General features: G+C 71.3%; 29 protein-coding genes. 13 read left to right on the forward strand and 16 right to left on the reverse strand.

Annotated elements, in window-relative coordinates:
• Positions 1-7: 7 nt before the first annotated feature.
• On the forward strand, positions 8-577 hold the full coding sequence (locus tag ABZ928_RS30060) for an AAA family ATPase (RefSeq protein WP_361525617.1): 570 nt from the start codon (positions 8-10) through the stop codon (positions 575-577).
• Positions 578-586: 9 nt separating this feature from the next.
• Here ABZ928_RS30060 and ABZ928_RS30065 read toward each other — a convergent pair whose 3' ends face one another.
• Positions 587-1825, reverse strand: coding sequence for a hypothetical protein (locus ABZ928_RS30065; RefSeq protein ID WP_361525620.1), 1239 nt, complete (start codon positions 1823-1825; stop codon positions 587-589).
• A gap of 199 nt (positions 1826-2024) precedes the next feature.
• Here ABZ928_RS30065 and ABZ928_RS30070 point away from each other — a divergent pair, with 199 nt between their 5' ends.
• From ABZ928_RS30070 to lnt, 3 genes are all read left to right on the forward strand, one after another.
• The gene (locus tag ABZ928_RS30070; protein WP_361525623.1) at positions 2025-3185 is read left to right on the forward strand and encodes an FAD-dependent monooxygenase; all 1161 of its coding nucleotides are present in this window, start codon (positions 2025-2027) and stop codon (positions 3183-3185) included.
• Between the two features lie 103 nt (positions 3186-3288).
• Positions 3289-3762, forward strand: a complete 474-nt coding sequence (locus ABZ928_RS30075; protein ID WP_361525626.1) for a nuclear transport factor 2 family protein — start codon at positions 3289-3291, stop codon at positions 3760-3762.
• Positions 3763-3842: 80 nt separating this feature from the next.
• Positions 3843-5417: an apolipoprotein N-acyltransferase gene (gene lnt, locus ABZ928_RS30080; RefSeq protein WP_361525628.1), complete on the forward strand. Its 1575-nt coding sequence runs from the start codon at positions 3843-3845 to the stop codon at positions 5415-5417.
• On the opposite strand, the gene ABZ928_RS30085 is transcribed toward lnt, so the two are convergent.
• The gene (locus tag ABZ928_RS30085; RefSeq protein WP_361525631.1) at positions 5341-6246 is read right to left on the reverse strand and encodes a Gfo/Idh/MocA family oxidoreductase; all 906 of its coding nucleotides are present in this window, start codon (positions 6244-6246) and stop codon (positions 5341-5343) included. The two genes, lnt and ABZ928_RS30085, sit on opposite strands and share 77 nt — an antisense overlap.
• A 95-nt stretch (positions 6247-6341) precedes the next feature.
• Here ABZ928_RS30085 and ABZ928_RS30090 point away from each other — a divergent pair, with 95 nt between their 5' ends.
• Positions 6342-6854 (forward strand): DinB family protein, encoded by a 513-nt coding sequence (locus ABZ928_RS30090; protein ID WP_361525634.1) that lies wholly within the window; start codon positions 6342-6344, stop codon positions 6852-6854.
• A gap of 112 nt (positions 6855-6966) precedes the next feature.
• Positions 6967-7455, forward strand: a complete 489-nt coding sequence (locus ABZ928_RS30095; protein WP_361525637.1) for a hypothetical protein — start codon at positions 6967-6969, stop codon at positions 7453-7455.
• 10 nt (positions 7456-7465) lie between these two features.
• Here ABZ928_RS30095 and ABZ928_RS30100 read toward each other — a convergent pair whose 3' ends face one another.
• From ABZ928_RS30100 to ABZ928_RS30130, 7 genes are all read right to left on the reverse strand, one after another.
• Positions 7466-7975 (reverse strand): hypothetical protein, encoded by a 510-nt coding sequence (locus tag ABZ928_RS30100; RefSeq protein ID WP_361525640.1) that lies wholly within the window; start codon positions 7973-7975, stop codon positions 7466-7468.
• A gap of 107 nt (positions 7976-8082) precedes the next feature.
• Entirely contained in the window at positions 8083-8766 is a 684-nt protein-coding gene (locus ABZ928_RS30105) for a uracil-DNA glycosylase (protein WP_361525643.1), read from the reverse strand.
• 89 nt (positions 8767-8855) lie between these two features.
• Positions 8856-10439 (reverse strand): ABC transporter substrate-binding protein, encoded by a 1584-nt coding sequence (locus ABZ928_RS30110; RefSeq protein WP_361525646.1) that lies wholly within the window; start codon positions 10437-10439, stop codon positions 8856-8858.
• A gap of 192 nt (positions 10440-10631) precedes the next feature.
• The gene (locus tag ABZ928_RS30115; RefSeq protein ID WP_361525649.1) at positions 10632-11393 is read right to left on the reverse strand and encodes an SDR family oxidoreductase; all 762 of its coding nucleotides are present in this window, start codon (positions 11391-11393) and stop codon (positions 10632-10634) included.
• Between the two features lie 28 nt (positions 11394-11421).
• Complete coding sequence (fabG, locus tag ABZ928_RS30120) at positions 11422-12183, reverse strand: 3-oxoacyl-ACP reductase FabG (RefSeq protein ID WP_361525652.1); 762 nt, start codon at positions 12181-12183, stop codon at positions 11422-11424.
• Positions 12184-12311: 128 nt separating this feature from the next.
• A complete protein-coding gene (locus tag ABZ928_RS30125) occupies positions 12312-12761 on the reverse strand; it encodes a DUF3037 domain-containing protein (protein WP_361525655.1) in 450 nt (149 codons plus the stop codon).
• Positions 12758-13513, reverse strand: coding sequence for a HipA family kinase (locus ABZ928_RS30130; RefSeq protein WP_361525658.1), 756 nt, complete (start codon positions 13511-13513; stop codon positions 12758-12760). Before ABZ928_RS30130 ends, ABZ928_RS30125 begins: the two co-directional genes overlap by 4 nt.
• A 93-nt stretch (positions 13514-13606) precedes the next feature.
• Between ABZ928_RS30130 and ABZ928_RS30135 the strand changes: the two genes are divergently transcribed.
• A complete protein-coding gene (locus ABZ928_RS30135) occupies positions 13607-14026 on the forward strand; it encodes a Rieske (2Fe-2S) protein (RefSeq protein ID WP_361525661.1) in 420 nt (139 codons plus the stop codon).
• Here ABZ928_RS30135 and ABZ928_RS30140 read toward each other — a convergent pair.
• On the reverse strand, positions 13992-14645 hold the full coding sequence (locus tag ABZ928_RS30140) for a cysteine hydrolase (protein ID WP_361525665.1): 654 nt from the start codon (positions 14643-14645) through the stop codon (positions 13992-13994). The genes ABZ928_RS30135 and ABZ928_RS30140 overlap by 35 nt on opposite strands.
• Positions 14646-14790: 145 nt before the next feature.
• On the opposite strand from ABZ928_RS30140, the gene ABZ928_RS30145 reads away from it, so the two are divergent.
• On the forward strand, positions 14791-15258 hold the full coding sequence (locus ABZ928_RS30145) for a pyridoxamine 5'-phosphate oxidase family protein (protein ID WP_361525668.1): 468 nt from the start codon (positions 14791-14793) through the stop codon (positions 15256-15258).
• A gap of 42 nt (positions 15259-15300) precedes the next feature.
• Here the strand turns inward: ABZ928_RS30145 and ABZ928_RS30150 are convergent, their stop codons facing one another.
• Positions 15301-16203, reverse strand: a complete 903-nt coding sequence (locus ABZ928_RS30150) for a LysR family transcriptional regulator (RefSeq protein WP_361525671.1) — start codon at positions 16201-16203, stop codon at positions 15301-15303.
• Between the two features lie 74 nt (positions 16204-16277).
• On the opposite strand from ABZ928_RS30150, the gene ABZ928_RS30155 reads away from it, so the two are divergent.
• Positions 16278-17288 (forward strand): DMT family transporter, encoded by a 1011-nt coding sequence (locus ABZ928_RS30155; RefSeq protein ID WP_361525674.1) that lies wholly within the window; start codon positions 16278-16280, stop codon positions 17286-17288.
• On the opposite strand, the gene ABZ928_RS30160 is transcribed toward ABZ928_RS30155, so the two are convergent.
• On the reverse strand, positions 17285-18616 hold the full coding sequence (locus tag ABZ928_RS30160; protein WP_361525677.1) for an aminotransferase class I/II-fold pyridoxal phosphate-dependent enzyme: 1332 nt from the start codon (positions 18614-18616) through the stop codon (positions 17285-17287). The genes ABZ928_RS30155 and ABZ928_RS30160 overlap by 4 nt on opposite strands.
• Before the next feature lie 62 nt (positions 18617-18678).
• Between ABZ928_RS30160 and ABZ928_RS30165 the strand changes: the two genes are divergently transcribed.
• Complete coding sequence (locus tag ABZ928_RS30165; protein ID WP_361525680.1) at positions 18679-19362, forward strand: pyridoxamine 5'-phosphate oxidase family protein; 684 nt, start codon at positions 18679-18681, stop codon at positions 19360-19362.
• Complete coding sequence (locus tag ABZ928_RS30170) at positions 19362-20027, forward strand: FMN-binding negative transcriptional regulator (protein ID WP_361525683.1); 666 nt, start codon at positions 19362-19364, stop codon at positions 20025-20027. Before ABZ928_RS30165 ends, ABZ928_RS30170 begins: the two co-directional genes overlap by 1 nt.
• Positions 20028-20031: 4 nt before the next feature.
• Here ABZ928_RS30170 and ABZ928_RS30175 read toward each other — a convergent pair whose 3' ends face one another.
• From ABZ928_RS30175 to ABZ928_RS30185, 3 genes are all read right to left on the reverse strand, one after another.
• A complete protein-coding gene (locus ABZ928_RS30175) occupies positions 20032-20973 on the reverse strand; it encodes an EamA family transporter (protein ID WP_361525686.1) in 942 nt (313 codons plus the stop codon).
• A gap of 170 nt (positions 20974-21143) precedes the next feature.
• Positions 21144-22148 carry an EamA family transporter gene (locus tag ABZ928_RS30180; RefSeq protein ID WP_361525689.1) on the reverse strand — a complete coding sequence of 335 codons (1005 nt, stop codon included), beginning with the start codon at positions 22146-22148 and terminating at the stop codon, positions 21144-21146.
• A gap of 181 nt (positions 22149-22329) precedes the next feature.
• Positions 22330-22902: a Clp protease N-terminal domain-containing protein gene (locus ABZ928_RS30185; RefSeq protein WP_361525691.1), complete on the reverse strand. Its 573-nt coding sequence runs from the start codon at positions 22900-22902 to the stop codon at positions 22330-22332.
• 162 nt (positions 22903-23064) lie between these two features.
• Between ABZ928_RS30185 and ABZ928_RS30190 the strand changes: the two genes are divergently transcribed.
• Positions 23065-23253 (forward strand): hypothetical protein, encoded by a 189-nt coding sequence (locus tag ABZ928_RS30190; protein ID WP_361525873.1) that lies wholly within the window; start codon positions 23065-23067, stop codon positions 23251-23253.
• A 112-nt stretch (positions 23254-23365) separates the two neighbouring features.
• On the forward strand, positions 23366-23794 hold the full coding sequence (locus tag ABZ928_RS30195) for an SRPBCC family protein (protein ID WP_361525694.1): 429 nt from the start codon (positions 23366-23368) through the stop codon (positions 23792-23794).
• 75 nt (positions 23795-23869) lie between these two features.
• On the opposite strand, the gene ABZ928_RS30200 is transcribed toward ABZ928_RS30195, so the two are convergent.
• Positions 23870-24499 carry a PadR family transcriptional regulator gene (locus ABZ928_RS30200; protein WP_361525697.1) on the reverse strand — a complete coding sequence of 210 codons (630 nt, stop codon included), beginning with the start codon at positions 24497-24499 and terminating at the stop codon, positions 23870-23872.
• Positions 24500-24635: the final 136 nt, after the last annotated feature.

Below are 24635 nucleotides of genomic sequence, written 5' to 3' on the forward strand. Positions count from 1 at the left end.
CCATTCCATGGAGCACCTCGACAGCGTCCCCCCGCGCCAAGGCCTCGTCATCTTCCTCAACGGCACGTCCAGCTCGGGCAAGTCGAGCATCGCCGCCGAGTTGCTGCGGATCCTCGACGAACCGTACTTCCACATGCCCGTGGACGCGTTCCACGCGATGCGGTCGAGCGCGCCCGTACCCGAGGAGGAGGTGGGCACGGTGCTGCACCGCACCTGGCAGGGGTTTCACCGCGCGGTCGCGGGGATGGCGGCCGCGGGGAACAACGTCGTCGTCGATCATGTGCTGAGCGCGCGGTGGCGGCTCGACGACTGTCTCTCGCTCTTCGCACCCCGGGACGTGGTGCTCGTCGGTGTGCACTGTCCCCCCGAGGAGCTGGCCCGCCGGGAGCGTGAGCGGGGTGACCGGCCGCCCGGGCTCGCGGCGCGGCAGATGGAGCAGGTGCACTCCCACGGGGTGTACGACGTCGAGTACGACACGAGCCTCGCCACCCCGCGGGAATGCGCCCTGCGCATCAAGGAGTTCCTGCCCACGCGCCCCACGCCGACCGCGTTCGAGCGGCTGCGCGCGGCCCGCTGACCTCACGGGTCACCGGTCGAGGAGCTCGCAGACCTCACGGAAGTCCTCGTGGGCCTCGCCGTACTGCTTGGCGGCGACCAGGAACATCGAACGGTCCGTCAAGGCCCGGCCCAGCACCTCGCGTTCGCCGAGCCGGCGGGCCAGCGCCACGCCCTCGTCGACGGCGGGGCGCAGAGGCCTCAGCTCGCGGTCCCGATGCTCCAGACACCAGGCGGTGCGGACGGTCAGTCTGCGGTGCAGGGCAATCAGTTCGGGGAGCGGAACGGACGGGTCCTGCCGCGCCGTGGCGACCTGTTTCTCCAAGGGCCTCACTCCGTCGAAGTACGCCTTCCTGACGTCGGGCGACCAATTTCCCGGCTCCTCCCCGAACGCGGGCGCCGACGCGTCCCGGGTCGGGGCGGGTTCCGCCGGCCGGCCCGACAGAGTGAGCAGTCTGACCCACCAGTGCCAGCCGGTGCCCCGGTTCCGGCGCTCCCCGGTGTGTTCCAGTTCGGTGAGGACGCCGAGGGCCTCCTGCCGGGCCGCTCGTGCCTCCCCCGGCCGGCCTGCCGCGGACAGCATGTCCGCATGGTGGACCAGTACGTAGACCAGGGCCGCCAGCGGAGCGGTTTCCGCGTCGGCTTCGGCGCGTGTGGTGTCCACCAGTTCCGCGAAGGCCTCCAGAGCCGCTTCGTGCCGTCCGGCGGCCGCCAGTTCGGCCATCCACCCGACTCCCTTCCAGAACGAGATCCTTCTGCCGGATTCCCGCTCCCACCCGACCATCAGCTCGCGGATCTCCGCCGCCTCGCCGTGCCGTCCCTCCTCGGCCAACGCCACCGCCAAGGCCCAGCACCCGTACGCCGGATACTTCTCGTACCCGTGCTCGTATCCCCACCGGCCGGCCGCGGCCATCTCCTCGCAGACCGCAAGCGCCTCCGCCCGGCGACCGGCGCGGTACAGCTCCCCCAGATAGCCGGACAGGGCCCGCACGAGCAGCTCGGTCCGCGTAGGAACGCTCTCGTCGATACGCCGTGCGGTGGCCACTGCCTCGATGTCCCGGGCCAGCGCCACGTCGGGCAGATCCCGGATCTCGTACGCGCACGCGTACGAGATCAGCGCCTCGGTCAGTCTCGGCAGATACACCAACGGGTTCACCACCGCCAGCACGCGGTACGCCTCGACCCGCTGCTCGACGCTCGACGCCGATGCGAGCAGTGTCGTCCGTGCCCTGAACACCGCGTCCTGATCGACCTTGTCCGCCTCATCCATGACGGCGATTCTGAGAGTCGGAGCCCTGCTCGAACAAGGTTTCAGAGCTGTGCCGTCCGTCCTACGAAAACCGCCTCCGACCTGTCATGATGGAGATGTCTTCACCCCTGGAAGATCCCCTCCCCCACCGGCTCGAAGTGCCCTGACGTCGGCCGAATACCTCGCACGGCGACGGAGTCCCGTTCGCTACCGTCGTGCCATGCGAGCGATCGTCATAGGCGCGGGCATCGGAGGACTCGCCGCGGCGCTGAGTCTGCGGCGCGGCGGCCATGAGGTCGTGCTGGTCGAACAGACCCCGCGGTTCACCGAGTTCGGCGCCGGGATCCAGCTCGCCCCCAACGCCACACGGGTGCTGCGCCGGCTGGGGCGGCTGGAGGCGGTCGCCGAACAGGCCGCTCCGCGCGGCGAGTTGAGCTTCCGGAGCTGGTCGAACGGTGCCGAGATCTGCGGCTACACGCTGGGGCGCGAGGTCGACGACGTGTTCGGGGCGCCCTATCTCCAGCTCCACCGGGCCGATCTGCAACAGGCGTTGGCCGCGGCGGTGCCGGGTGGGTCCGTCCTTCTGGACACCGAGGTAGTGGGCATCGACCAGGACGACAAGTCCGCCGCGGTGACGACGGCGAGCGGTGAGCGGCTGACCGGGGATCTCGTCGTCGCCGCGGACGGTATCCGGTCCGCCGCCCGGCAGTGGCTCTTCGGCGCGGACGAGGCCGTGTTCTCGAAGACCGCCGCCTACCGCGCGCTCCTCCCGACCGCCGCGGTCGCCGACCTGGATCTGCCGGACACCGGGATCTGGCTCGGGCCCGGCCGGCACTTCGTCCACTACTGGCTGCGCCGCGGTGAACTCCTCAATGTCGTCGCCGTATTCGGGACGGAGACGGCCCAGGAGTCCTGGACCGCGCTGGCGGAACCGGGGGAGCCGCTGCGGGCGTTCGAGGGCTGGGACGCGCGCGTGGTGCGGGTCCTGGAGCGTGCGGGGCGGATGTATCGCTGGGGCATCTACACCCGGGCCCCGCTCGCCCGTTGGAACCTCGGCCGGGTGGCTCTGCTGGGCGACAGCGCCCACGCGATGGTGCCGTTCCAGGCCCAGGGCGCGGCCCAGGCGATCGTCGACGCGGACGTGCTCGGCGACTGTCTGACGGGCGCGGACGCCGACGACGTACCGGAGGCGCTCGAACGGTATGTGCGGCGACGGCTGGCCACCGCCACTTCCATGCAGGCGCGTTCCGCGAGCGCGGGCGAGGAGTTCCATCTGCCGGACGGTCCCGAGGCCGAGGCGCGGAACGCCCGGATGGCGGCGCACGCCACCGAGCACCGCTTCCTGCCGGTGGCGGCCGCGTGGGTGGCCGACGGGTCATGAAGAGCCCCCTGCCACACCTCCGACGGGCGGGCGCCGCCCCCACGCGTGCGAATGTCTCCGCACGCCTCTTGGCCCCGCCCGTCCCATGCCCAACACTGAGCCGATGACGCAGCGTGTGGAGCTCGCCACCGTGATGGACCGGCTGGCCGTCGACGAGTTGGTCACCGACTACGCGGTGGCGGTGGACGACGGCGACTGGACGGCGTACCGGAGGCTGTTCACCCCGGACGGGCGGGCGGACTACCGTTCGGCCGGCGGGGTCGAGGGGGACGCCGGGGAGGTCGCCGCGTGGCTCGCGGAGAGTCTGCGGGTGTTCTCGATGCGGCAGCATCTGATCGTCAACCGGCGTGTCACCTTCGGCCAGTGGGACCACGACACGGGCGACACGGCCCGCGTCCAGGCCGACTACGTCAATCCCATGAGGATCGAACAGGACGGCGACGCCTCCGCCCCCGACTTCATCTGCGGTGGCCGCTACGCGTTCGTGGCGCTGCGCACCTATGACGGCTGGCGGCTGCGCGAGGTCGTCGTGCAGGAGAAGTGGCGGCGCCTCCCGGTCCCCGCACCCCGTCCATGATCAACTGAGCGGACGCCCTCTGTCCCCGGGGCGTCCGTACCGCGCACACTGGAGGGACGCACGGGGCAGGGAGGCGCCGCATGAAGACGCTCGGCAGCTGGCTCACCTCCCCATGGCGGCGTTCCGCGCTCGCGGCACTCGCCGCCGCTCTGCCGGTGCTCGCCTTCCCCGCCCCGTCCCTGTGGTGGTTCGCCTACGTCGCTCTGGTCCCCTGGATCGCGCTGGCCCGCTCCGCGCCGACCGGGAAGCGGGCGGCCTACGACGGCTGGGCGGGCGGGTTCGGGTTCATGCTGGCGATGCACCACTGGCTGCTGCCGAGCCTGCATGTGTTCACGCTCGTCATCGCGGCCCTCCTCGGCGCGCTGTGGGCGCCCTGGGGCCTGCTGGTCCGTCACTTCCTCGCCGGGACGCCCTCGCGCGGCCGGATCGCCGGGGCGCTGCTCGTGCTGCCGTCGGGCTGGCTGCTGGTCGAGCTGGTCCGGTCCTTCCAGGGACTGGGCGGGCCGTGGGGCATGCTCGGGTCGAGTCAGTGGGAGGTGGAGCCGGCGCTGCGGCTGGCCTCGGTGGGCGGGGTGTGGCTGCTCAGCTTCCTGGTGGTGGCCGTCAATGTGGCGGTCGCCGTACTCGTCGCCGTCCGGCAGTCCCGGGTCCCCGCGGTGGCCGGGCTCGTGGCCACCGCCGCCGTCACCTCCGCGGCCTGGATGTGGTCGCCGCGTCCGGACGCCGACGGCGGCGTGCGGATCGCCGTCGTGCAGCCGGGGGTCGTCGACGGGCTCGGCAGCGGCGCCAAACGCTTCGCCCGCGAGGAACAGCTCACCCGGCGCCTCGTCGGGCAGGACGTCGACCTGATCGTGTGGGGCGAGAGCAGTGTCGGATACGACCTCGGCGACCGCCCCGACCTCGCCGGGCGCCTCGCCGCGCTGTCCCGCGAGACCGGCGCCGACATCCTCGTCAACGTCGACGCCCGGCGCTCCGACAAGCCCGGCATCTACAAGAGTTCGGTGCTCGTCGGCCCCGACGGGCTCACCGGCGACCGCTACGACAAGATGCGGCTCGTGCCCTTCGGCGAGTACGTCCCGTTCCGCTCGCTGCTCGGCTGGGCGACCTCGGTCGGCAAGGCGGCGGGCGAGGACCGGCGGCGCGGCAGCGAGCAGGTCGTGATGGACGTCGGGCACGGGCTGAAGGTCGGTCCGATGGTCTGCTTCGAGTCGGCGTTCCCCGACATGAGCCGGCATCTCGCCCAGGACGGCGCCGAGGTACTGGTCGCCCAGTCGGCGACCTCGTCCTTCCAGCAGAGCTGGGCCCCCGAACAGCACGCCTCGCTCGCCGCCCTGCGCGCCGCCGAGACCGGCCGCCCGATGGTGCACGCGACCCTCACCGGGGTCTCCGCGGTCTACGGCCCGGAGGGACAGCGCATCGGCTCGTGGCTGGGCACGAGCGCCCGTACGACGGCGGTGTACGAGGTGCCGCTGGCCACCGGGGTCACGCCGTACGTCCGCTTCGGCGACTGGCCGGTGCAGGTGGCGCTGTTCGTGGTCGCCGCCTGGGCCGCCGGGTGGGGTGTCAAGACGTTGCAGCTCAGGCGGCCCGCTGCCGCACCGCGCGTACCACCCGCTCGCACAGCTCATGGGTCGCCAGCGCGTCCCGGGCGCTGAGCACCTTTCCCGCGCGCACGGCGTCGAGGAAGGCCAGCACGGCCTGTTCGATGCCGCGCTGCCGGGCCACCGGCACCCAGTCCCCGCGGCGCCTCGTGGTCGGCTGCCCCTTGTGGTCGATGACCTCGGCGAGGTTGACCACCTGGCGCTTGGTGTCCTGCCCGGACACCTCCAGGATCTCCTCGGCCGAGCCACTGAGCCGGTTCATGATCCCGAGCGCCGTGAAGCCGTCGCCGGAGAGCTGGAGCACGACATGGTGCAGCAGGCCGTCCTCGACGCGGGCGCGCACGGTCACGTCGTCGACAGGGCCCGGGGCGAGGAAGCGCAGGGTGTCGACGACGTGGATGAAGTCGTCGAGGATCATCGAGCGCGGCTCCTCGGGCAGCCCGATGCGGTTCTTCTGGAGGAGGATCAGCTCGCGCGGGTGGTCGGCGCACTGCGCGTACCCGGGCGCGTAACGCCGGTTGAAGCCGACGGCGAGGGACACCCCGCGCTCCTCGGCGAGCGCCACCAGTCGCTCGGAGTCGGCGAGTTCGTACGCCAGCGGCTTGTCGACGTACGTCGGTACGCCCGCCTCCAGGAGCCGTGTCACGATCTCCGGGTGGGCGACGGTGGCCGCGTGCACGAACGCCGCGTCGAGGTCTTCGGCGAGGAGCGAGTCGAGATCCGCGTGCCGCTGCCCTTCGGGGAGGTGGAGGCCGTCGGCGATCCGGGTGAGGGTGGCGGGGTTGCGGGTCTGGAGATGGAGTTCGACGGCGGGAAGGCTGCCGAGCACCGGGAGATAGGCCTTCTGTGCGATGTCGCCGAGTCCGATGCAGCCGACCTTCACTGACTTCCCCTACCGCTTGCCCGCGCCTGACCTGACGGAAGCATACGGCCCCGAAATACGTGGCCGCGGCGGACGGGTTGGGACACGATGCGGGCATGACGACGCAGCGCAGGGAACCCGCCACCGACGCCGACGAACGGACCATGCTGGAGGGCTGGCTCGACTATCACCGGCAGACCCTGGCATGGAAGTGCGAGGGCCTGACCGACGCCCAGCTCAGGACCGCCGCGGTGGAGCCCTCCGCGCTCTCCCTGATGGGGCTGGTGCGGCATCTGGCGGAGTGCGAGCGGGGCTGGTTCCGCAAGGTGCTGGCCGACGAGGGTGCGGGGCCGATCTACTACAGCGACGAGGACCCGGACGGGGAGTTCCGTCTCACCGAGGCGGACACCTGGGCGGAGGCCCACGCCACCTGGCAGGCCGAGATCGCCGTCGCCCGGAGCCACGCGGCGCGCTTCGCCCTGGACGACATGTCGGCGGGCAAGCACCGGCGCACCGGTGAGCGCTTCAGTCTGCGGTGGATCTACACCCACATGATCGAGGAGTACGCCCGTCACAACGGTCACGCCGACCTGATCCGCGAGCGGCTCGACGGCGCTACCGGCGACTGACGTCAGCCTCGCCGGGGGCGCGCCCTCCGTACGGGGCCGGAGATCACCCGTGTGGGGCAACCTGCGCTTGTCCGCTGTCCCAAACCCGGTGCGACCCAGCAGAGTTGCGCAGGTGCATCGAACGACGACGACCGCAACGCTCCTGGTCACCGTGGCTGTCTCGGCCCTCTCCGGCTGTGTGACGGTCCAGCGCCCAGTCCTCCCCGGCCCTCCGGCCGGGCTGCCGTCCCAGCCGTCGGCGCCCCGCCCGGACGGCCGGGCCGAGCCGCAGATCGTGCAGGCACCGGCGAAGGAGGCCCTGGAGCTCATCGAGCCGTCCCGCCGCGCGGCCCCGAGCGCGCCGGTGTCCCGGGACGCGGCCCCCGCCGCCTCCGCCGCCGCACCGGCACCCGGGCAACAGGCCCCCCGCGTCCACCCGCACCCCGGTCCGGCCCATCCGGAGCGGCACCCCAAGGCCCCGCGGCAGCCGCGGGTGGAGATCCCCGACGTCGCCAAGTCGGTGCCGAAGAACCCGGACGTGTGCAAGCTCGGCAAGCAGTACGGGGGCTGGCGCAAGGACAGCCCGGAGGCGGTGATCTGCGAGCAGACCTACGGGCGTTAGCCGGAACGGGTCAGGGGCGTCGGCGTGGCGGCATCCAGCCACCGCCGCTGTCCCCCAGCCGCAGCTCCAGACGGCTGATCGCCGCCCGGACGCCGTCCCCGTAACTGTCGTCGCCGAGGGTCTCCGCGGCCCGGCGTGCGCGCCCGAGATGGGTGCGGGCGGCCTCGGTGCTGCCGAGCTTCACATAGTCCGCCGCCAGGTTCAGGTGCAGCGACGGGTACAGGGCCCGGACCGCGAGGGCGCCCTCGTGCTCGGCGAGGCGGTCGTCGGTGAGTTCCTCGGCGGCGGTCAACGCCCGCAGGTCCCAGGCGAGTTCGTCGGAGGGGTCGTCATGGGTGTCGGCCATGTAGTGGGCGAGGGTGCAGCGGTGCAGCGGGTCGCCGGTCTCGCCGATCTCCGCCCAGAGGTCCAGGAAGCGGTGCCGGGCCTCCTCGCGGTCGCCCGCGTGATGCAGCATGACGACCTGCCCGATCCGCGTCATCACGGCATCCGGGGCCGTCTGCTCCTGTCGCTCCGCCACCGCGTCCTCCACACCCTCGGGCCGTCCTGGTCGCACCCGACGCTAACCGCAGCCACCGGCATTCCCGGCGAGGCGGGGCCGACCCGGCGGACCGGCCCCGCACCAGGTCAGCCCAGGTTCGGGATCGTCCAGTCGATCGCCTCGTGACCCTGCTGGGCGACCGCCTCGTTGATCTGCGTGAACGGGCGGGAGCCGAAGAACTTCTTCGCCGACAGGGGCGAGGGGTGCGCGCCCTTCACGACCACATGCCGGCTCTCGTCGATCAGCGGGAGCTTCTTCTGGGCGTAGTTGCCCCACAGCACGAAGACCGCCGGGTCGGGCCGCTCGGCGACCGCGCGGATGACCGCGTCGGTGAACTTCTCCCACCCCTTGCCCTTGTGCGAGTTCGCCTCGCCGGAGCGGACGGTGAGCACCGCGTTGAGCAGCAGGACGCCCTGCTGGGCCCACGGCAGCAGATAGCCGTTGTCCGGGACCGGGGTGCCCAGCTCCTCCTTCATCTCCTTGTAGATGTTGCGCAGCGAGGGCGGGGTCTTGACGCCGGGGCGCACCGAGAAGCACAGGCCGTGGCCCTGGCCCTCGCCGTGGTACGGGTCCTGACCGAGGATCAGGACCTTCACCTGGTCGTAGGGCGTAGCGTCGAGCGCGGCGAAGACCTCCTCGCGCGGGGGGTAGACGGGACCCTTCGCCCGCTCCTCCTCGACGAACTCGGTCAGCTCCTTGAAATAGGGCTGCTGGAGCTCGTCGCCCAGGACCCCGCGCCAGGACTCGGGCAGCATGGCGGTGTCGGTCACGTCAACGTCCTTATGTCGTGCGGTCGCTTCAGGTCTCAGAACCTACAGGCGACCACTGACAACGGACCGCGCTCCCCGGGAAACCCCGCCTACCAGCTGGTCTTCCGGTACAGCTCCCACATCGTCATCATGGTCGCCGGGTCGATGACGTTCTCCAGGCCGCCGACCTCCTCGTCCGCGGCCACGTACTGCTTGCCCTGCCACAGCGGCAGCAGCCGTGCGTCGTCGACGAAGATCTGCTGGGCGTCCTCGATCTGCTGGGCGACGGCCCCGCGGTCGCTCTCCGCGCGCGACTCGGGCAGCAGCTTGCCGGTGATCTCGGGGGCGTCGTACGGGGTGCCGAGCGCGTTCTGCTCACCGACGAAGGGGGCGATGAAGTTGTCGGCGTCGTTGAAGTCGGGGAACCAGCCGCGCCCGAACACCGGGTACTCGCCCTTCTGGTAGCCCTCGACGTAGGTCTTCCAGGGGCGGCTCTTGAGGGTGATCGTGAAGAGGCCGGAGTCCTCCAGCTGCCGCTTCAGCTCCTCGAAGGCGGGCTTGGTCGTGGAGCCGTAGCGGTCGCTGGTGTACCAGAGGGTCAGCGGGACCTTGTCGGTGATCCCCGCCTCGGTGAGGATCCGCTTGGCCTTGGCCACGCTGGGGTTTCCGAAGTCGTCGAAGAAGCCCGTGGTGTGGCCGGTGAGTCCGGCCGGGACCATCGAGTACAGCGGCTGGACGGTGTCCTTGTAGACCTTGTGGACGAGTGCCCCGCGGTCGACGATCTGGGCGACGGCCTTGCGGACCGCGGGCTTCGCGGACCAGGGGTCGCTGGGGTTGAACACCAGGTAGCTGATCTCGGAGGTGGCGTTCTCGACGAGCTGGAGCCCCTCCTCGCGCTGGTTGTCCTCGATGTCGATGGTGTCGGCGGCGGCGAGACCGCGGTAGATGACCGAGATCTCCTTGTTCCTGAGCGCCTCGACCATGTCGTCCGACTGCTGGAAATAGCGGATGGTGACGGCGCTGTTCTTGCGGTCCGCGATGCCCTTGTAGTTGTCGTTGCGGACGAGTTCGGCCTTCTCGCCCTCGTCGAAGCCGTCGAGGGTGTAGGGCCCCGAGCCGCTGATCCGGCCGTCCTTGCGGATCGCGGTCGCGGAGTAGTCCTCGGGGTCCACGATCGACATGGCGGGCGTGGTGAGCACCAGCGGGAAGGTGGCGTCGGGCTGGCTGAGGTGGAAGACGACCTCGCGGTCGCCCTTGACCTGCACCCGGGAGAGCGTGCCCAGCAGGCCCGCGGGACCGCCGTTGACGTTGATCTTCTTGATCCGGTCGATCGAGTACTTGACGGCGTCGGCGTCCAGGGTGTGCCCGTTGGAGAACTTCAGGCCCTCGCGCAGGGTGCAGCTGTACTCGGTGCTCGACGTGTCCGTGAACTCGCAGCTCTCGGCGGCGTCGGGCTCGGGGGCGGTGCCGCCGGGCGAGTAGTTGAGGAGCGTCTGGTAGACGTTGCGGAACAGTTCCCAGGAGTTGTCCCAGGAGGCCGCGGGGTCGAGCGTGGCCGGGGCGCTGGTGGTTCCGACGACGATCGCCTCCCCGTCGTCGGAGGAATCCGAGGAGAACACTCCACATCCGGCCACCAGGGTCGATATGGACGCGATGGACGCTATCCGCCGAAGGCCTCTGTTCCGGTTGAACACGCGCACGCTCCTAGAGCTGCCATACCAAGGGTTGGCAGACCATACCGCAGCTTTACCCGAACTGAACCGGGCCCTCCGCCCTGTGGACATTCGGGGGTGCTGTGACCACCGTGTCAGGGGTCTGTGCGCGTTCTGTACATGGACACGGGCGCCACCGGTGTCCAGTGGCGCCCGTGGGATGTGCGGTTCCGGTCAGCCGACGCCGGCGTTGAGGAAGATGCCGCCGTCGATGACGAGCGTCTGGCCGGTGATCCAGTCGGACTGCGCCGAGGTCAGGAACGCGGCGGCGCCGCCGATGTCGGACGGCACGCCGAGCCGGCCCAGCGGGTAGGAGGCGGCGGCCTCGGCCTCCCGGCCCTCGTACAGGGCCTGCGCGAACTTGGTCTTGACGACCGCCGGGGCGATCGCGTTGACCCGCACCTTGGGCGCGAACTCATGGGCGAGCTGCTCGGTCAGGTTGATCATGGCGGCCTTGCTGACGCCGTACGCGGCGATGAAGGGCGAGGGCGCGATGCCCGCGACGGAGGCGATGTTGACGATCGCGCCGCCGTTGTCCTTCTGCCAGGCGTGCCAGGTCTTCTGGGCGAAGCCGAGCGCCGAGATCACGTTGGTCTCGAACACCTTGCGGGCCACGTTCAGGTCGAGGTCGGCGATCGGCCCGAACACCGGGTTGGTACCGGCGTTGTTGACCAGGTAGTCGACCCGGCCGAAGGCCTCCATGGCGCGCGCGACGGCGACGGCCTGGTGCTCCTCGTCGTGGGCCTTGCCGGCGACGCCGATGACGCGGTCGGCGCCGAGCTGCTCGACGGCCTCCTTCAGGGCGTCCTCGTTGCGGCCGGTGATGATCACGCGGTCGCCGCGGGCGACGAGGGCTTCGGCGACGCCGTAGCCGATGCCCCGGCTGGCGCCCGTGACGAGGGCGACCTTGCCGGAGAGCTCAGGCAGTTCAGTCATGTCGGTGGTCCCTAGGTCCCTTGATCGCTTAGTCGAGCGGTCCGCCGGCCACGTACAGCACCTGGCCGGAGACGAAGCCGGCGGCCTCGTCGGTGAAGAAGGCGATGGCGTTGGCGATGTCCTCGGGCTCGCCCACGCGCGCGACGGGGATCTGGGTGGCGGCCGCGGCCTTGAACTCCTCGAAGCCCATGCCCACGCGCGCGGCGGTGGCGGCGGTCATGTCGGTGGCGATGAAGCCGGGGGCGACGGCGTTGGCGGTGATGCCGAACTTGCCGAGCTCGATGGCGAGGGTCTTGGTGAAGCCCTGGAGACCGGCCTTGGCGGCGGAGTAGTTGGCCTGGCCGCGGTTGCCGAGCGCCGAGGAGGAGGACAGGTTGACCACGCGGCCGAAGCCGGCGTCGACCATGTGCTTCTGGACGTACTTCGTCATCAGGAACGAGCCGCGCAGGTGGACGTTGAGAACGGTGTCCCAGTCCGAGGCGCTCATCTTGAACAGCAGGTTGTCGCGGAGCACGCCCGCGTTGTTGACGAGGATCGTCGGGGCGCCGAGCTCGGCGACCACGCGCGCGACGGCCGCCTCGACCTGGGCCTCGTCGGAGACGTCCGCGCCGACGGCGATCGCCTTGCCGCCCGCCGCGGTGATCTTCTCCACGGTGTCCTTGCAGGCGGCCTCGTCGAGGTCGATCACGGCGACCGCGCGGCCCTCGGCGGCCAGTCGTACGGCGGTCGCGGCACCGATGCCGCGCGCGGCGCCGGTGACGATGGCTACCCGCTGCTCAGTGGTGGACATTGCTCGTTCTCCTCGCCCTTGAAGAATGTGCGGCCCCATGGGTGAGCGACCGCTTAGTACCTTCAGCAGACGTGACGCTAGAAGCCCTGGCACCCGGTGTCAACGCCATGCCGCCCGGGTGTGATCCATTACCTGACCAGGAGGTCCAGGAGCCGCTCGGTCTCGGCCGCCGGATCGGTGGTGAGCCCGGTGTGCACGGGTCCCGGCTGGACGACCGTGGAGCGGGGCGCCACCAGCCAGCGGAAGCGCCGCCCGGCGTCGTCCCCGGCCGCCTGACCTGCGGTGTCCGCGCCGCCGCACACCCCTTCGACGGCACCCAGGGCCGCCCGGATCCCGGCCACGTCCGCCTGAGGGTCCAGGGCGAGCAGCCGCGCCTCGTCGAGGTGGGTGCGGGCGCCGACGTACCCCTTCGCGCGGCAGTAGACGAGCACGCCGGCGTTGATGCACTCGCCGCGCTCGACGCGCGGGACGACGCGCAGCAGGGCGTACTCGAAGACGTCCCGGTCGCTTCCCTGGCCGCCCTTGATGATGTGGCGCTCGACCACACTGCCGGCCATGTGGATGTGGCGCTCGCTCACTTGATCCCCTGGATACGGTCGTGGATGACGGTGGCGCGGGCCAGCAGGGGCCGCGCATACGCCCTTCTCAGCTCGTCCGGGGTGTCGAAGCCCGGCTCGTCGGCCAGCCAGACGTCCGGGATCTCGGCGGTGACCTCGGCGAGGAGGTCCTCGGTGACGAGGGGGGCGAGGTCGGCGGCCGCCGTCTCGACGTCCGGGGTGAAGCGGGCGAGGGCGTGGTCCGAGGCGTCGTACGGGCGCGCGGCCGATGCCTCGGCGCCGGGCCAGTTGTGGTGCCAGATCATGGTCGCGCCGTGGTCGATGAGCCACAGATCGCCGTGCCACATCAGCAGGTTGGGGTTGCGCCAGGACCGGTCGACGTTGTTGACCAGCGCGTCGAACCAGACGATCCGGCCGGCCTCCCGCGGGCTCACCGTGAAGGCGAGCGGGTCGAAGCCGAGGGCGCCGGAGAGGAAGTCCATGCCGAGGTTGGTGCCGCCGCTGGCCCGGAGCAGGTCCTGGACCTGCTGCTCGGGTTCGCCGAGGCCGAGCACCGGGTCGAGGCCGAGGGTCACCAGGCCGGGCATCCGGAAGCCGAGGCGGCGCGCGAGTTCGCCGACGACGACCTCGGCGACCAGGGTCTTGCGGCCCTGTCCGGCGCCGGTGAACTTGATGACGTACGTCCCGAGATCGTCGGCCTCGACGAGCCCCGGCAGCGAGCCGCCCTCCCGCAGGGGCGTGATGTAGCGGGTCGCGATGGCTTCCTTGAGCATCGCCCCAGGTTACCGAGGGGTGGCTGAACAACCGGCACGCCGGGTCCGTACCCCTGGGCAGTTCACGAGGTCACCGCGGAAGGGGACGGCTCCATGTCCAGCGAAACGCTTCATCCCACCTCGGCCCCGAGTCGACGCACCGTCGTGGCGGCGGTGGGGGCGGTGGGCGTCGCCCTCACGCTGAACGCGTGCGGGTCGGACGACGACGGGGCCTCCTCGGCCTCCGGGACCGCGCTCGGCAAGACGTCCGACATCCCCGAGGGCGGCGGCAAGATCTTCGCGGACGCGGGGGTGGTGGTCACCCAGCCCACGGCGGGTGAGTACAAGGCCTTCTCGTCGAAGTGCACCCACCAGGGGTGTGCGGTGACGGGGATCGCGAACGGGGTCATCACCTGCCCCTGCCACAAGAGCGAGTTCTCTGTGACCGACGGCAGCGTGAAGAAGGGGCCCGCCACCCAGCCGCTGCCCGAGGAGAAGATCAGTGTGAGCGGCGATTCGATCTCGCTCGCGTGAGACAGGCCAGCACCTCGGCCGTGGTCGCGAGGGTGGCGACCAGGGCGAGGGTGTTGCGGATCATCGCGGGGGTGTAGTCGGAGGGCACCCCGGCGATGGCGTCGGTGACGACCACGGCGGTGTAGCCCCGGTTGACCGCGTCGAACACGGTGTTGGGGATGGCCACGTTGGCGGAGACCCCGGTGACGACGAGGGTGCGGCAGCCGAGGTTGCGCAGCAGCGGATCGACGTCGGTGCCCTGGATCGGCGACAGCCCGTGCAGCCGTCGTACGACGAAGTCCTCCTCGAAGACCTCGATCGGGGCGGCGACACGCACCGCGGTGGTGCCGGACAGCTGCTGGACGGGGAGCCGTCCGGCGGCGCGGAACAGCCGGGCGTTGTGGTTGGCGCCGCGGCCGTCGGGGCGGCGTTCGGCGATCGCGTGGATCACCTGGACGCCGCTCTCGTGGGCCGCCGTCACCAGCCGGGCCACGTTGGCGAGGGTGCCCGACTGCCGTGCCTCCTTGGCGAGTTCGGGCAGCGCGCTGTCGGGGCCGACGACGCCCTGCTGGCACTCGACGGTGAGCAGCACCGTGGAGCGCGGGTCGAGGAGCTCGCCGAGCTGTTCGCGGGACGCCACAGTTCCCCCTTGGTCGCCGGTCGCCGACGGTGGAGCGGGAGCGTAACCACCATTGCGTGCCGACGGAAGACGCCGCATCCTTTTCTGACGTGATGTCAGAGGATCTCTCCTCTGGCACGACGTGGGAGAAGGAAGAGGGGGCCGTATGACCGCCACTCAGCGCCGGGGCCGGAAGATCATGATGACGCCGGGCGAGCTGGACGAGTTCCTCGCCAGCCAGCGCACGTGCCGGGTCGCCACCGTGTCGAAGGAGGGCGCCCCGCATGTGAGCACGCTCTGGTTCGCCTGGGACGGCACCTCGTTGTGGCTGTACTCGGTGGTGAAGAGCAGGCGCTGGACCGACCTGCGCCGCGATCCGCGGGTCGCGATCGTGGTCGACACCGGCGAGGAGTACGACGAGCTGCGCGGCGTCGAGCTGTCGGGGGCCGTGGAGTTCGTGGGCGAGGCGCCTCGCGTAGGCGACCTGTACGCCGAACTCGACGTCCCCGAGACGCTGTTCGCGCGCAGGAACTTCGGCCTCGACGAGATGCCGCACGACGGACGGCACGCGTGGATGCGGCTGACGCCGGAGAAGATCGTGTCCTGGGACTTCCGCAAGTTGGCGTCGCTGTAAGGCCGTTCGGCCGGCGCCGCGGTGTGGGGCTGGGGCTGCTGTTCAGCCCAGCCGGGTCGCGGCTACGCGGAGTGCCTCGACCGCCGCCCGGATCGACGGACGGCGGTCGGCGTCCGCGCGCCAGACGACGTACACATGCCGTCGGACCCGCTGCTTGAGCGGGACGGTGACGACTCCTTCGGGCATCGGGTGCCGCCCGAGGAGCGGGGCGATACAGACGCCCAACCCGGCGGCCACGAGCCCGAGTTGGGTATGTGTCTCGGCGGCGCGGTGGCCGACGATGGGTTCGATGCCCTTCGAGCGCAGGGTGAACATCAGCCACTCGTGGCAGAACTCACCCTGCCCCCAGGTGATCCACTCGTCCCCGGCGAACTCGGCGAGGTCCACCTCGTCCCGGCCGGCGAGCCGATGCCCGACCGGCATGGCCACGTCCGCCGGGTCGTCCAGCACGGACGCCTTGACCAACCCGTCGGGCAACGGCATCGGCTTGTTGTACCAGTCGAGCACGACGGCGAGGTCGAGGTCGCCGCGCACCACCCCGGCGATCCCGAGCTCCGGCTCCAGTTCGCACGAGCGGACCCGCAGCGCGGGATGCTCCGCGACGAGCGCCGAGAGGGCGGCGGGGAACAGTCCGCGCGCGGCGGTCGGGAACGCCGAGATCCTCAACTCCCCGACGACCTGCCCGCGTTGGGCCTCCAGATCGGACTGCGCGAGCGCGACCTGCGACAGAATGCGCGCCGCGTGCTCGGCGAGCAGCCGCCCGGCATCGGTGAGCCGCACCCCGCGCCCGTTCTTGGCGAGCAGCTGCTGTCCGACCTCCCGCTCCAGCTTGGACATCTGCTGCGAGACGGCGGACGTCGTGATGTGCAGTCCCTCAGCGGCACCGCTCACCGAGCCGTGCCGGGCGAGGGCGTCGAGGGTGCGCAGGCGCTCCAGGTTCAACATGTAAGCGATGCTACGAGATACCGAGTCGAAAATCTCGATTGTGCTACGAGGTGGCCGACGTCAAGGTTGCTCACATGACCCCCGCCACCAGCACCGTCACCGAATCCCCGAGCCGCACCCTCGACTGGCGCCTGCGCTTCGCCGCCCTCGCCCTGATCTGGGGCTTCAGCTTCCTGCTCATCAAGGTGGGCACCGAGGGCTACGCCCCCTTCCAAGTCACCCTGGGACGACTCCTGTTCGGCACGGCGGTACTGGCGGCAGCCATGGCGATGAAGCGGGAGCGACTGCCGCGCGGGCCACGCACCTGGGCCCACCTCACCGTGGCGGCCTTCCTGCTCAACGCCCTGCCCTTCTCCCTCTTCGCCTACGCCGAGCTGACGATCCCGTCCACGCTCGCGGGCATCTGCAACGCGACCTCGCCTCTGTGGGGCATGGCCCTGTCCCTGATCGCCCTCTCGGAGGACCGCCCGACCCGCACCCGCGTCGCCGGTCTCGGCCTCGGCTTCCTGGGCGTCCTGACAGTCCTGGGCGCCTGGCAGGGCTTCCACGGCCTGGACGCGCGGGGCACGGCAATGGCGCTCCTGGCCTCACTGAGCTACCCGATCGGCTGGATCTACGTCCGCCGCACACTCGCGGGCGCCGGCCACTCCCACCTGGCCATGACCGGGGCGCAGTTGCTGCTGGCGAGCCTGCAACTGACGGTCGTCACCCCGCTGTTCACGGGCCTGCCGACTCACCTCGCCCTGAAGCCCTTGCTGGCGATCGCGGCCTTGGGAGCGCTGGGCACCGGCTTGGCGGTCCTGCTCCAGTACGGCCTGGTCGCAGAAGTCGGCCCGACGACAGCCCAGTTGGTGAACTACTTCATCCCGGTCATCGCCACGACCGCGGGCACAGCCCTCCTCGGGGAGAGTCTGAGCTGGTCGACACCGGTGGGGGCGGCAATAGTCCTGGCGGGCGCGGCTCTGACGCAGGTCCGCCGCAGCGCCCCCACAGGGGCGCGGGGCCGCATCGATGTGCGGCTCCGCCGCGGGGCGCGACGAGCCCCCGCTCAGCCGCACCGGACCCACCACCTCACAGCCCGCTAGACATACCCCCGCACGGTGGCTCGTCCCACCGCCGCCGCGATCGCCTCCGCCAAGGGCACGGTCTCCTCGTCGTCCAGCGTCGAGACAGTGACCCGGATGCCAGGAGCGGCGCTCATCCGGAACCGTGCCCCCGGCGCGACGGCCCACCCCGCGTGCAACAGCCGAGCCACCGCCCCCGTCTCATCCGGCACCGGAATCCATACATTCAGCCCGCTACGCCCATGAGCCGCGACCCCCCGCTCGGCCAGCGCGGCGATCAACGCGTCGCGCCGTCCCGCGTACGCCCCCGCCACCGCCTTGGTATCGACCGCCCCCTGCGCCCACAACCCCGCCAACGCCCGCTGCCCGATCCGGCTCACCCACCCCGGCCCGAGCCGCTGCCGCCCCCGCACCCGGTCCACGGTCACGGTGTCCCCCGTGAAAACGGCGAGCCGCAGATCAGGCCCGTACGCCTTCGCCGCCGACCGTACGAACGCCCAGCTGCGGGTGACCCCGGCCAGCGGATGCAGCGGCAGGTCGACGATCCCGTGCCCATGGTCGTCCTCGATGAGCAGCACCGCCGGATAGCCCCGCAACACCCCCCGCAGCACCCGCGCCCGCCCCGCACTCACCGCCGCACCGGTCGGATTCTGCGCCCGGCAGGTGACGATGAGCGCCCGCGCCCCCGCCTCCAGCGCACGGCGTACGTCATCCGGGAGCGGACCTTCGTCGTCCACGCCCACGGGAACCGTGCGGAGCCCGACCGCGGGGACGAGGTCGAGGAGGCTCCCCCACCCCGGATCCTCGACGGCGACGGTGTCCCCGGGTTTGAGATGGGCCGCGAGGACGCGTTCGATCACGTCGAGCGAACCGGAAGCCACCTCGACGGGCCCGTCCGGGACCCCGTCGGCGTCCAGCGCGGCCCGCGCGAGACGGGCCAGCTCCGGCTCCACGGCGGGCTCCCCGTAGAGGACCGGCGTCTCGTCGTTGCGCCGGGCGGCCGCCGCGAAGGCCTCGGCGAGGGGTGGCAGCAGGCCGGGGTCGGGGTTGCCGTTCGCCACGTTCCGCACGCCTTCCGGCGCCTCGACCCGGATGTGCTCACGCCCGGTCGTGGCGGGGCGGGGCCGCACCCGGCTGCCCCGGCGACCGGCCGTCTCGATGACCCCGCGCTCCCGCAGGATCCGGTACGCGGCCGCGACTGTATTGGGATTCACCCCCAACTCGACCGCCAACTCCCGCATGGGCGGCAGAATTTGGCCCGGTTCCAGGTCACCGGAACCCACCGCACCCTCGACGCTGGCCGCGATCTCAGCTGCGCCGCGCCCCTGAATCTTGTATCCTCCTAGCACAAAGCAAACTATGCACTAGTGCAACACCGCCCGCAAGCCGAAGACCGTGGATGGAGACCGCCATGCAGGGAACCCAGCAGCCGACGTCACAAACCGCCGCCTACCAGGCGACCGACCGCACGGTTCCCACCCGCTCCGCGGACCGGGCCTCGTACGACAAGGAGGTCGTGCACGCGATACTCGACGAGGCCTACGTCGGCCACCTCGGCTTCGTCCGGGACGGCGCGCCGGTGGTGCTGCCCACGCTGTACGGCCGGGTCGGCGAGCGGCTCTACATCCACGGCTCGACGGGTTCGCGCCCGCTGCGGATGACCGGCCAGGCCGACCCCGGTCTGCCGGTGTGTCTCACGGTGACGCACGTGGACGCGCTGGTCCTGGCCCGCTCGGCGTTCCACCACTCGATCAACTACCGGTCGGTCGTGGTGCACGGCGTCGCGTACGACGTGACGGACCCGGAGGAGAAGGAGACCGCCCTCCACGCCCTCGTCGACCACATCGTGGACGGCCGGTCCCGTGACTACCGGGGCGCCAACAAGAAGGAACTGGCCGCCACCGCGGTGATCCGGCTCGACCTCAACGAGGTCTCCGCGAAGATGCGCACGGGCGGCGTGAACGACGAGCCCGAGGACCTCGAACTCCCCCACTGGGCCGGCCTCGTCCCGCTGCGCAAGGGCTACGAGGCACCGGTCGCCGACGCCCTCCTGGCTCCGGGGACCGAACTCCCGGACTACCTCAAGACCCTCTGATGCTCATCCACCCCTGGGACGCGCCCCGCGAGGACGCCGAGTGGCAACAGTGGCTCGCCGCGCACGACTTCGGCACGCTGGTCGTCAACGGCCTCGACGGCGAGCCGCCCTTCGCACAGCCACTGCACTTCTTGTACGACGCCGAGGGCGGCGACAGCGGAGAGGGCGGCGACGGCGGAGAGGGCGGAGTGGTCCTCACGCACCTGGCCCGGCCGAACCCGATATGGGCCGCGTTGCACGCGAACCCGGAGGTCGTGCTGAGCGTGGTCGACGACTACGCGTACGTCCCCGGCCCCTGGCAGGCCGACCCCGCCGGTCCGCCCGAGCACGGCACGCCGACCAGCTTCTACACGGCGGTCCAACTCCGGTGCCGGGCCCGGGTCGTGGACGATCCGGCGGAGAAGGCCGCGCTGCTCAACCGTCTGGTGGGCCACTTCCAGCCGGAGGGCGGCTCGGCCGAGGTCGCGGTCGGCGAGGTGCCGTACGGCAGACTGCTGTCCGGTCTGCGTGGGGTGCGGCTCGAAGTCCTCGGCGTACGGGCGAAGTTCAAGTACGCGAACCATCGGACGGCGGAGGTCCGGGAGCGGATCCTGGAGAAACTGGCGGAGCGGGCCGGGCCGGGGGACGCGGCGGCGCGCGAGCATCTGCTGCGCCGCCGCGCCTGATCCGTCACACGAGGGCTCGCCTCGCGTCCCGCGCCTCCGCCGCCGCGAGCCCCGTGACGGAGCCGAGCATCAGGAGGGTGCCGGCGAGGGTCGGCGCCGTGAGGTGCTCGCCGAGCAGGACGACCGCGAGCACCGCCGCGCTGACCGGCTCAAGGAGCATGATCACGGACACCGTCGCCGACCGTACGGCGGCCGCGCCGGCGAAGTAGAGGCCGTAGGCGAGGGCCGTGGGTACGGCGGCGAGGTAGGCCAACAGCCAGAGCAGCAGGCCGGGTTGACCGGTGTGCGGCACCAGTCCCTCGGCCAGCGCGAACGGCAGCAGCAGTGCGCTGGTGACAGCGAACACCCCGACGGACGTACTCCCGGCGTCGGCCCCACCGGACCGGCCCGCGTGCCGGGTGAGCAGGGTCATCACGGCTCCCCCGGCCGCCGACGCGAGCGCGCACAGCACACCCCACGGCCGTACGGCGGCACCCGCACCGCCGAGCGTCAGCACCCCGAGCCCGGCGACCGCCCCGACGACGGTGACCGCCCCACCGCGCCCGAGCCGCTCGCCCAGGGTGAGCCGTGCGCCGAGCGCCACGAGGACGGGCCCCGCGCCGAGCGCGACGACCGTGGCTACGGCGAGCCCGGTGGACCGTACGGCCGCGAAGTACCCGGTCTGGAACACGGCGAGCCCGCATCCCGTGACGCCGACCCGCAGCGCCTTGCGGCGCAGCGGTTCTCGTACGGCGGTGCGGGCGCGGGTCGTCGGGCGCAGCAGCCGTACGCCCGCCAGCAGGACCAGCCCGGACGCGCAGCGCCAGAAGGACAGAGTGAGGGGGCCGATGTCGCTGACGTCGTAGGCCAGCGCGGCGACCGCGCCCGCGGTGCCCCACGTGACACCGGCGATGATCAGGTAGATAAGGCCTCGCCCGATGGGCAGGCCGGAAGCAGCATTCGACACTTGTCGTCTCCGCAGACACGCAGAAGTGAGGGACCCGGCTCAGTGGGGTCCGTGGACTTCGTCTGCGGGCAGCGCCGTTCCGCCCGGCCGGTGGCCGGGCGTGGGTTCGGCAGGGCCCGCCTCAGGCGGCGGGCGGCGCGATGACGCGATGTGAATGCATGATCCGGAGCCTAGGAGACCCGCGAACGGGCCGACAACTCCCTTTCCGGGCCGCCGCTCGCCACCGGGTCCGGGGAGGGCTTCACCGGGGTGGAGGACTGGGCGATGAAGGCGCCGAGGAGGACGATCGCGCCGCCGGCGATCTGCGGGGCGGAGAGGTGTTCGCCGAGCAGGACCCAGGCCAGGACGGTCGCAACGACCGCTTCGAGGCAGGCGACGACAGTGGCGACCTGCGGGGAGAGCCGGCGGACCGAGACCACGCCGGTGACGTAGGCGACGACGGTGGCGACGAGGACGATCCAGGACAACAGCAGGGCGGCCGCGACGGAGGTGCCGTTCATGTCCGCGCTGCCGCCGAGGACGGACCAGTCCATCGTCCAGGGGCGGGCCACGACCGTGAGGACGACGGCGCCGACGAGGAGGCCGTAGGCGATGACGCCGAGCGGGTCGGGGGCGCCGGTGCCGGAGTCGCTGCCCTGGTCGGACAGGACGAAGTAGCCGACCTGGCAGCAGGCGGCGCCGAGCGCGAGGAGCAGGCCGCCCGCGTCGAAGCTCAGGCCCGCCCAGACCTCGACGACACAGGCGAGGCCGCCCACCGCGAGGACCACCCCGAGCGCGGCGGCGCGGGTGACAGGGCGTCGCTGCACGAACCGGACCCAGCCGAGGACGAGGGCGGGCGCGAGGTACTCGACGAGCAGCGCGACGCCGACGGGTATGCGGGAGATCGAGGCGAAGTAGAACGCCTGGACACCGGCCACGCCGAGCAGTCCGAACCCGGCGAGCAGAGCGGGGCGGCTGCGCAGCAGCGCGCGGTGGCGGATGGCGAGGGGCAGCATCACGAGGGCCGCGCCGGTCACCCGCAGCCACACCACATGGAGCGGATCCAGGCCCGCCTCGATCAGCGGCTTGGCGGCGACGCCGGATCCTCCGAAGGCGACCGCCGACGCGAGCGCGAGTCCGAGCCCGACGCCCTTTCCCTGGGTACCGGCCCTGCTGTCAGTCGTATGCACCGGCACATGATGACAGGCGATGACATGAGCGTCACCCCCGTTGACACCTGTCTCAGGGGATGGACCGGGCAGGGGTGGGGAACCCAGGGCCCATAAGGCCCCCGGCTCAGAAAAACTCGACCATCAGAAATCCCGGCGCTCAGAACACCTGACGCCCAGGACACCGGGCGCTCAGAACACCCGGCGCTCAGAACACCCTCGGCACCCGGCTCTCGACCCGCCCCCGCACCGCACCCGCGTCGATCCCCGCGCGTCCGAGCACCTCGACCGCCCGCGCCTCCGGGTCGACGACGAGGCCCGCGAGGAGGTCGGTGCCGCAGGCGTGCTCGGCGCCCCGGCGGGCCGCCCGCCGTCCGGCGTACTCCAGCGCGCCCGCGGCCAGCGGCGAGAAGCCCTCCGTCACTGTCACCGTCACCACGGACACGGCGCCGGAGTCCTCGACGCTGCCCTGCCAGCGCAGCCCGTAGCCGATGCTGCGCTGCACGAGATAGCCGAGCAGCCGGGCGAGCTGCGCGCCGTCCTCGAAGACGGCCCGCGCCTCCGGGTCGTACTCCAGGAGCGAGTGCAGCAGATGGGCGGTGTCGATCTGCCGGTCCCCGTCCCGCACCGCACGGCGGCGCGCGCCGGAGACCACCGACGCCAGCTCGTCGCCGAGCCTGGCATCGATGTCAGCGCGCTTGCTTCCCGGCTCGTCCGCGGACTGCCTGGGGATACGGGGTGGCACATCCCCCACCCCATCAGCCACGCCGACGCGGGTCATCCCCGGAGGGAACCATTTTCGCGTCCCACACAGAGTGGACCCCGGCGGCCGAAATCTCCTCCTTACGGATGAGATCTGGCCGTTGTCTCCGCAGGGGCGCGAGCCGCCTTGCCACGCGCCCCGTACGCAACCGCCGTGCCCCCTCGTACGTCCCACACGGACATGGAGAGCAGGTGCTGGCTGGTGGCGCTGCCGGCCATCGACGGCAGACAGTACGTCTACCGGGTGTACGCCCCGGAGGACGCGCTGCTCGCCGACCTGTTCTGGGAGGCGTGGCACTGCCACGACGAGAGCACGTTCCCGCGCGCATGGGATCTGTTCGACGCGGCGGTGATACGGCTGGTGAGCTGAGCGCCGCCCCGGCGGCGGTCTCCACATTTTCTGACAGTTCATCAGTATTGAATGTTGCGACCCCTGCGGCTACGTTCCGCGACACCACAGCCCGAGACAAAGAGGTGGTCGAATGCCCGAAATCAGCGCGGAGGCACGGATCGAGGCACCGACCGAGAAGGTGTGGGCCCAACTCACCGACTGGTCCGCGTACGGCGAGTGGAACGCCACGCACACCAGCTTCCCCCAGGGCGGTCCGGCGGCTCTCGAGGCGGGCGGGACCTTCCAGGAGAACATGAAGCTGATGGGCTTCCCGGCCGAGGTCGAGTGGACCATCGAAGAGGTGGAGCCGGCCCGCACCTTCGCCATCAAGGGCAAGGGCCCGATGGCGGTGACGGTGGCCACGCGCTACACCCTGACCCCCGACGGCGACGCCACCACCGTCCGCATCGACGGCGAGTTCACCGGCGCCGCGGTCGCCCTCATGGCGGGCAAGCTCAAGGACTCGGGCACCGCCGCGCTCAACGAGTCGCTGCGCAAGCTCGCCGGGCTGGTGGCCTGACGCCGACGCACGCGCACGTGAAGGCGCCCCGTGGACCGGATCCACGGGGCGCCTCTTTCGCGCGGTCACTACTGTTCAGTCCTCGTCGGCGAGGATCAGATACAGCTTCTTCCGGGCGTCGTTGATGACCGCGAGGGCCTTCTCGCGCTGCTCCTTGCTGCCGGTCTTCCAGACCTGCCCGAAGGCCTCCATCAGACCGAAGCCGGCCTGGCGGATCTCACCGAGCGCCTCGAAGTCGACGCCTCGGGAGGCTTCCTCCCAGGGCGCGTCGGGGCCTTCCTCGGCCGCGGTACGACCGGCGTCGGTGAGCGCGAACAGCTTCTTGCCGCCCTCGCTCTCGCTGACGATCAGGCCCTCGTCCTCCAGCAGCTGAAGGGTGGGGTACACCGAACCCGGGCTGGGCTTCCACGCCCCGCCGCTGCGCTCGGCGATCTCCTGGATCATCTCGTACCCGTGCATGGGCCGGTCCTTGAGCAGGGCGAGAATCGACGCGCGTACATCGCCGCGCCGCGCCCTCCCCCTCGGTCCGCCGCGCCCTCGTGGCCCCCAGGGGCCCGGACCGAAGCCCGGTCCGCCGAAGCCACCGGGGCCACCGCCCGGCCCGAAGGGGCCGAAGGCACCCCGCCGACCGTCGAAGCCGCCCCGACCACCCCGGCCCCGGGAGCCAGGTCCACCGTGTCCACGTTCGAATCCATGGGAACGCATCGCCATCACTCCATTCATCGTTGATCTGTCGCGATGCGTCAACGATATATCGGAACTGTTCGACTGGCAAGCCTTCACCGGCCTTCGGCGAAAAGGCCAGGTCAATCGTTCGGTTGAACCGCACCTACCTCTTCAG

Source organism: Streptomyces sp. NPDC046909 (genome assembly GCF_040644695.1).
Classification (GTDB): domain Bacteria; phylum Actinomycetota; class Actinomycetes; order Streptomycetales; family Streptomycetaceae; genus Streptomyces.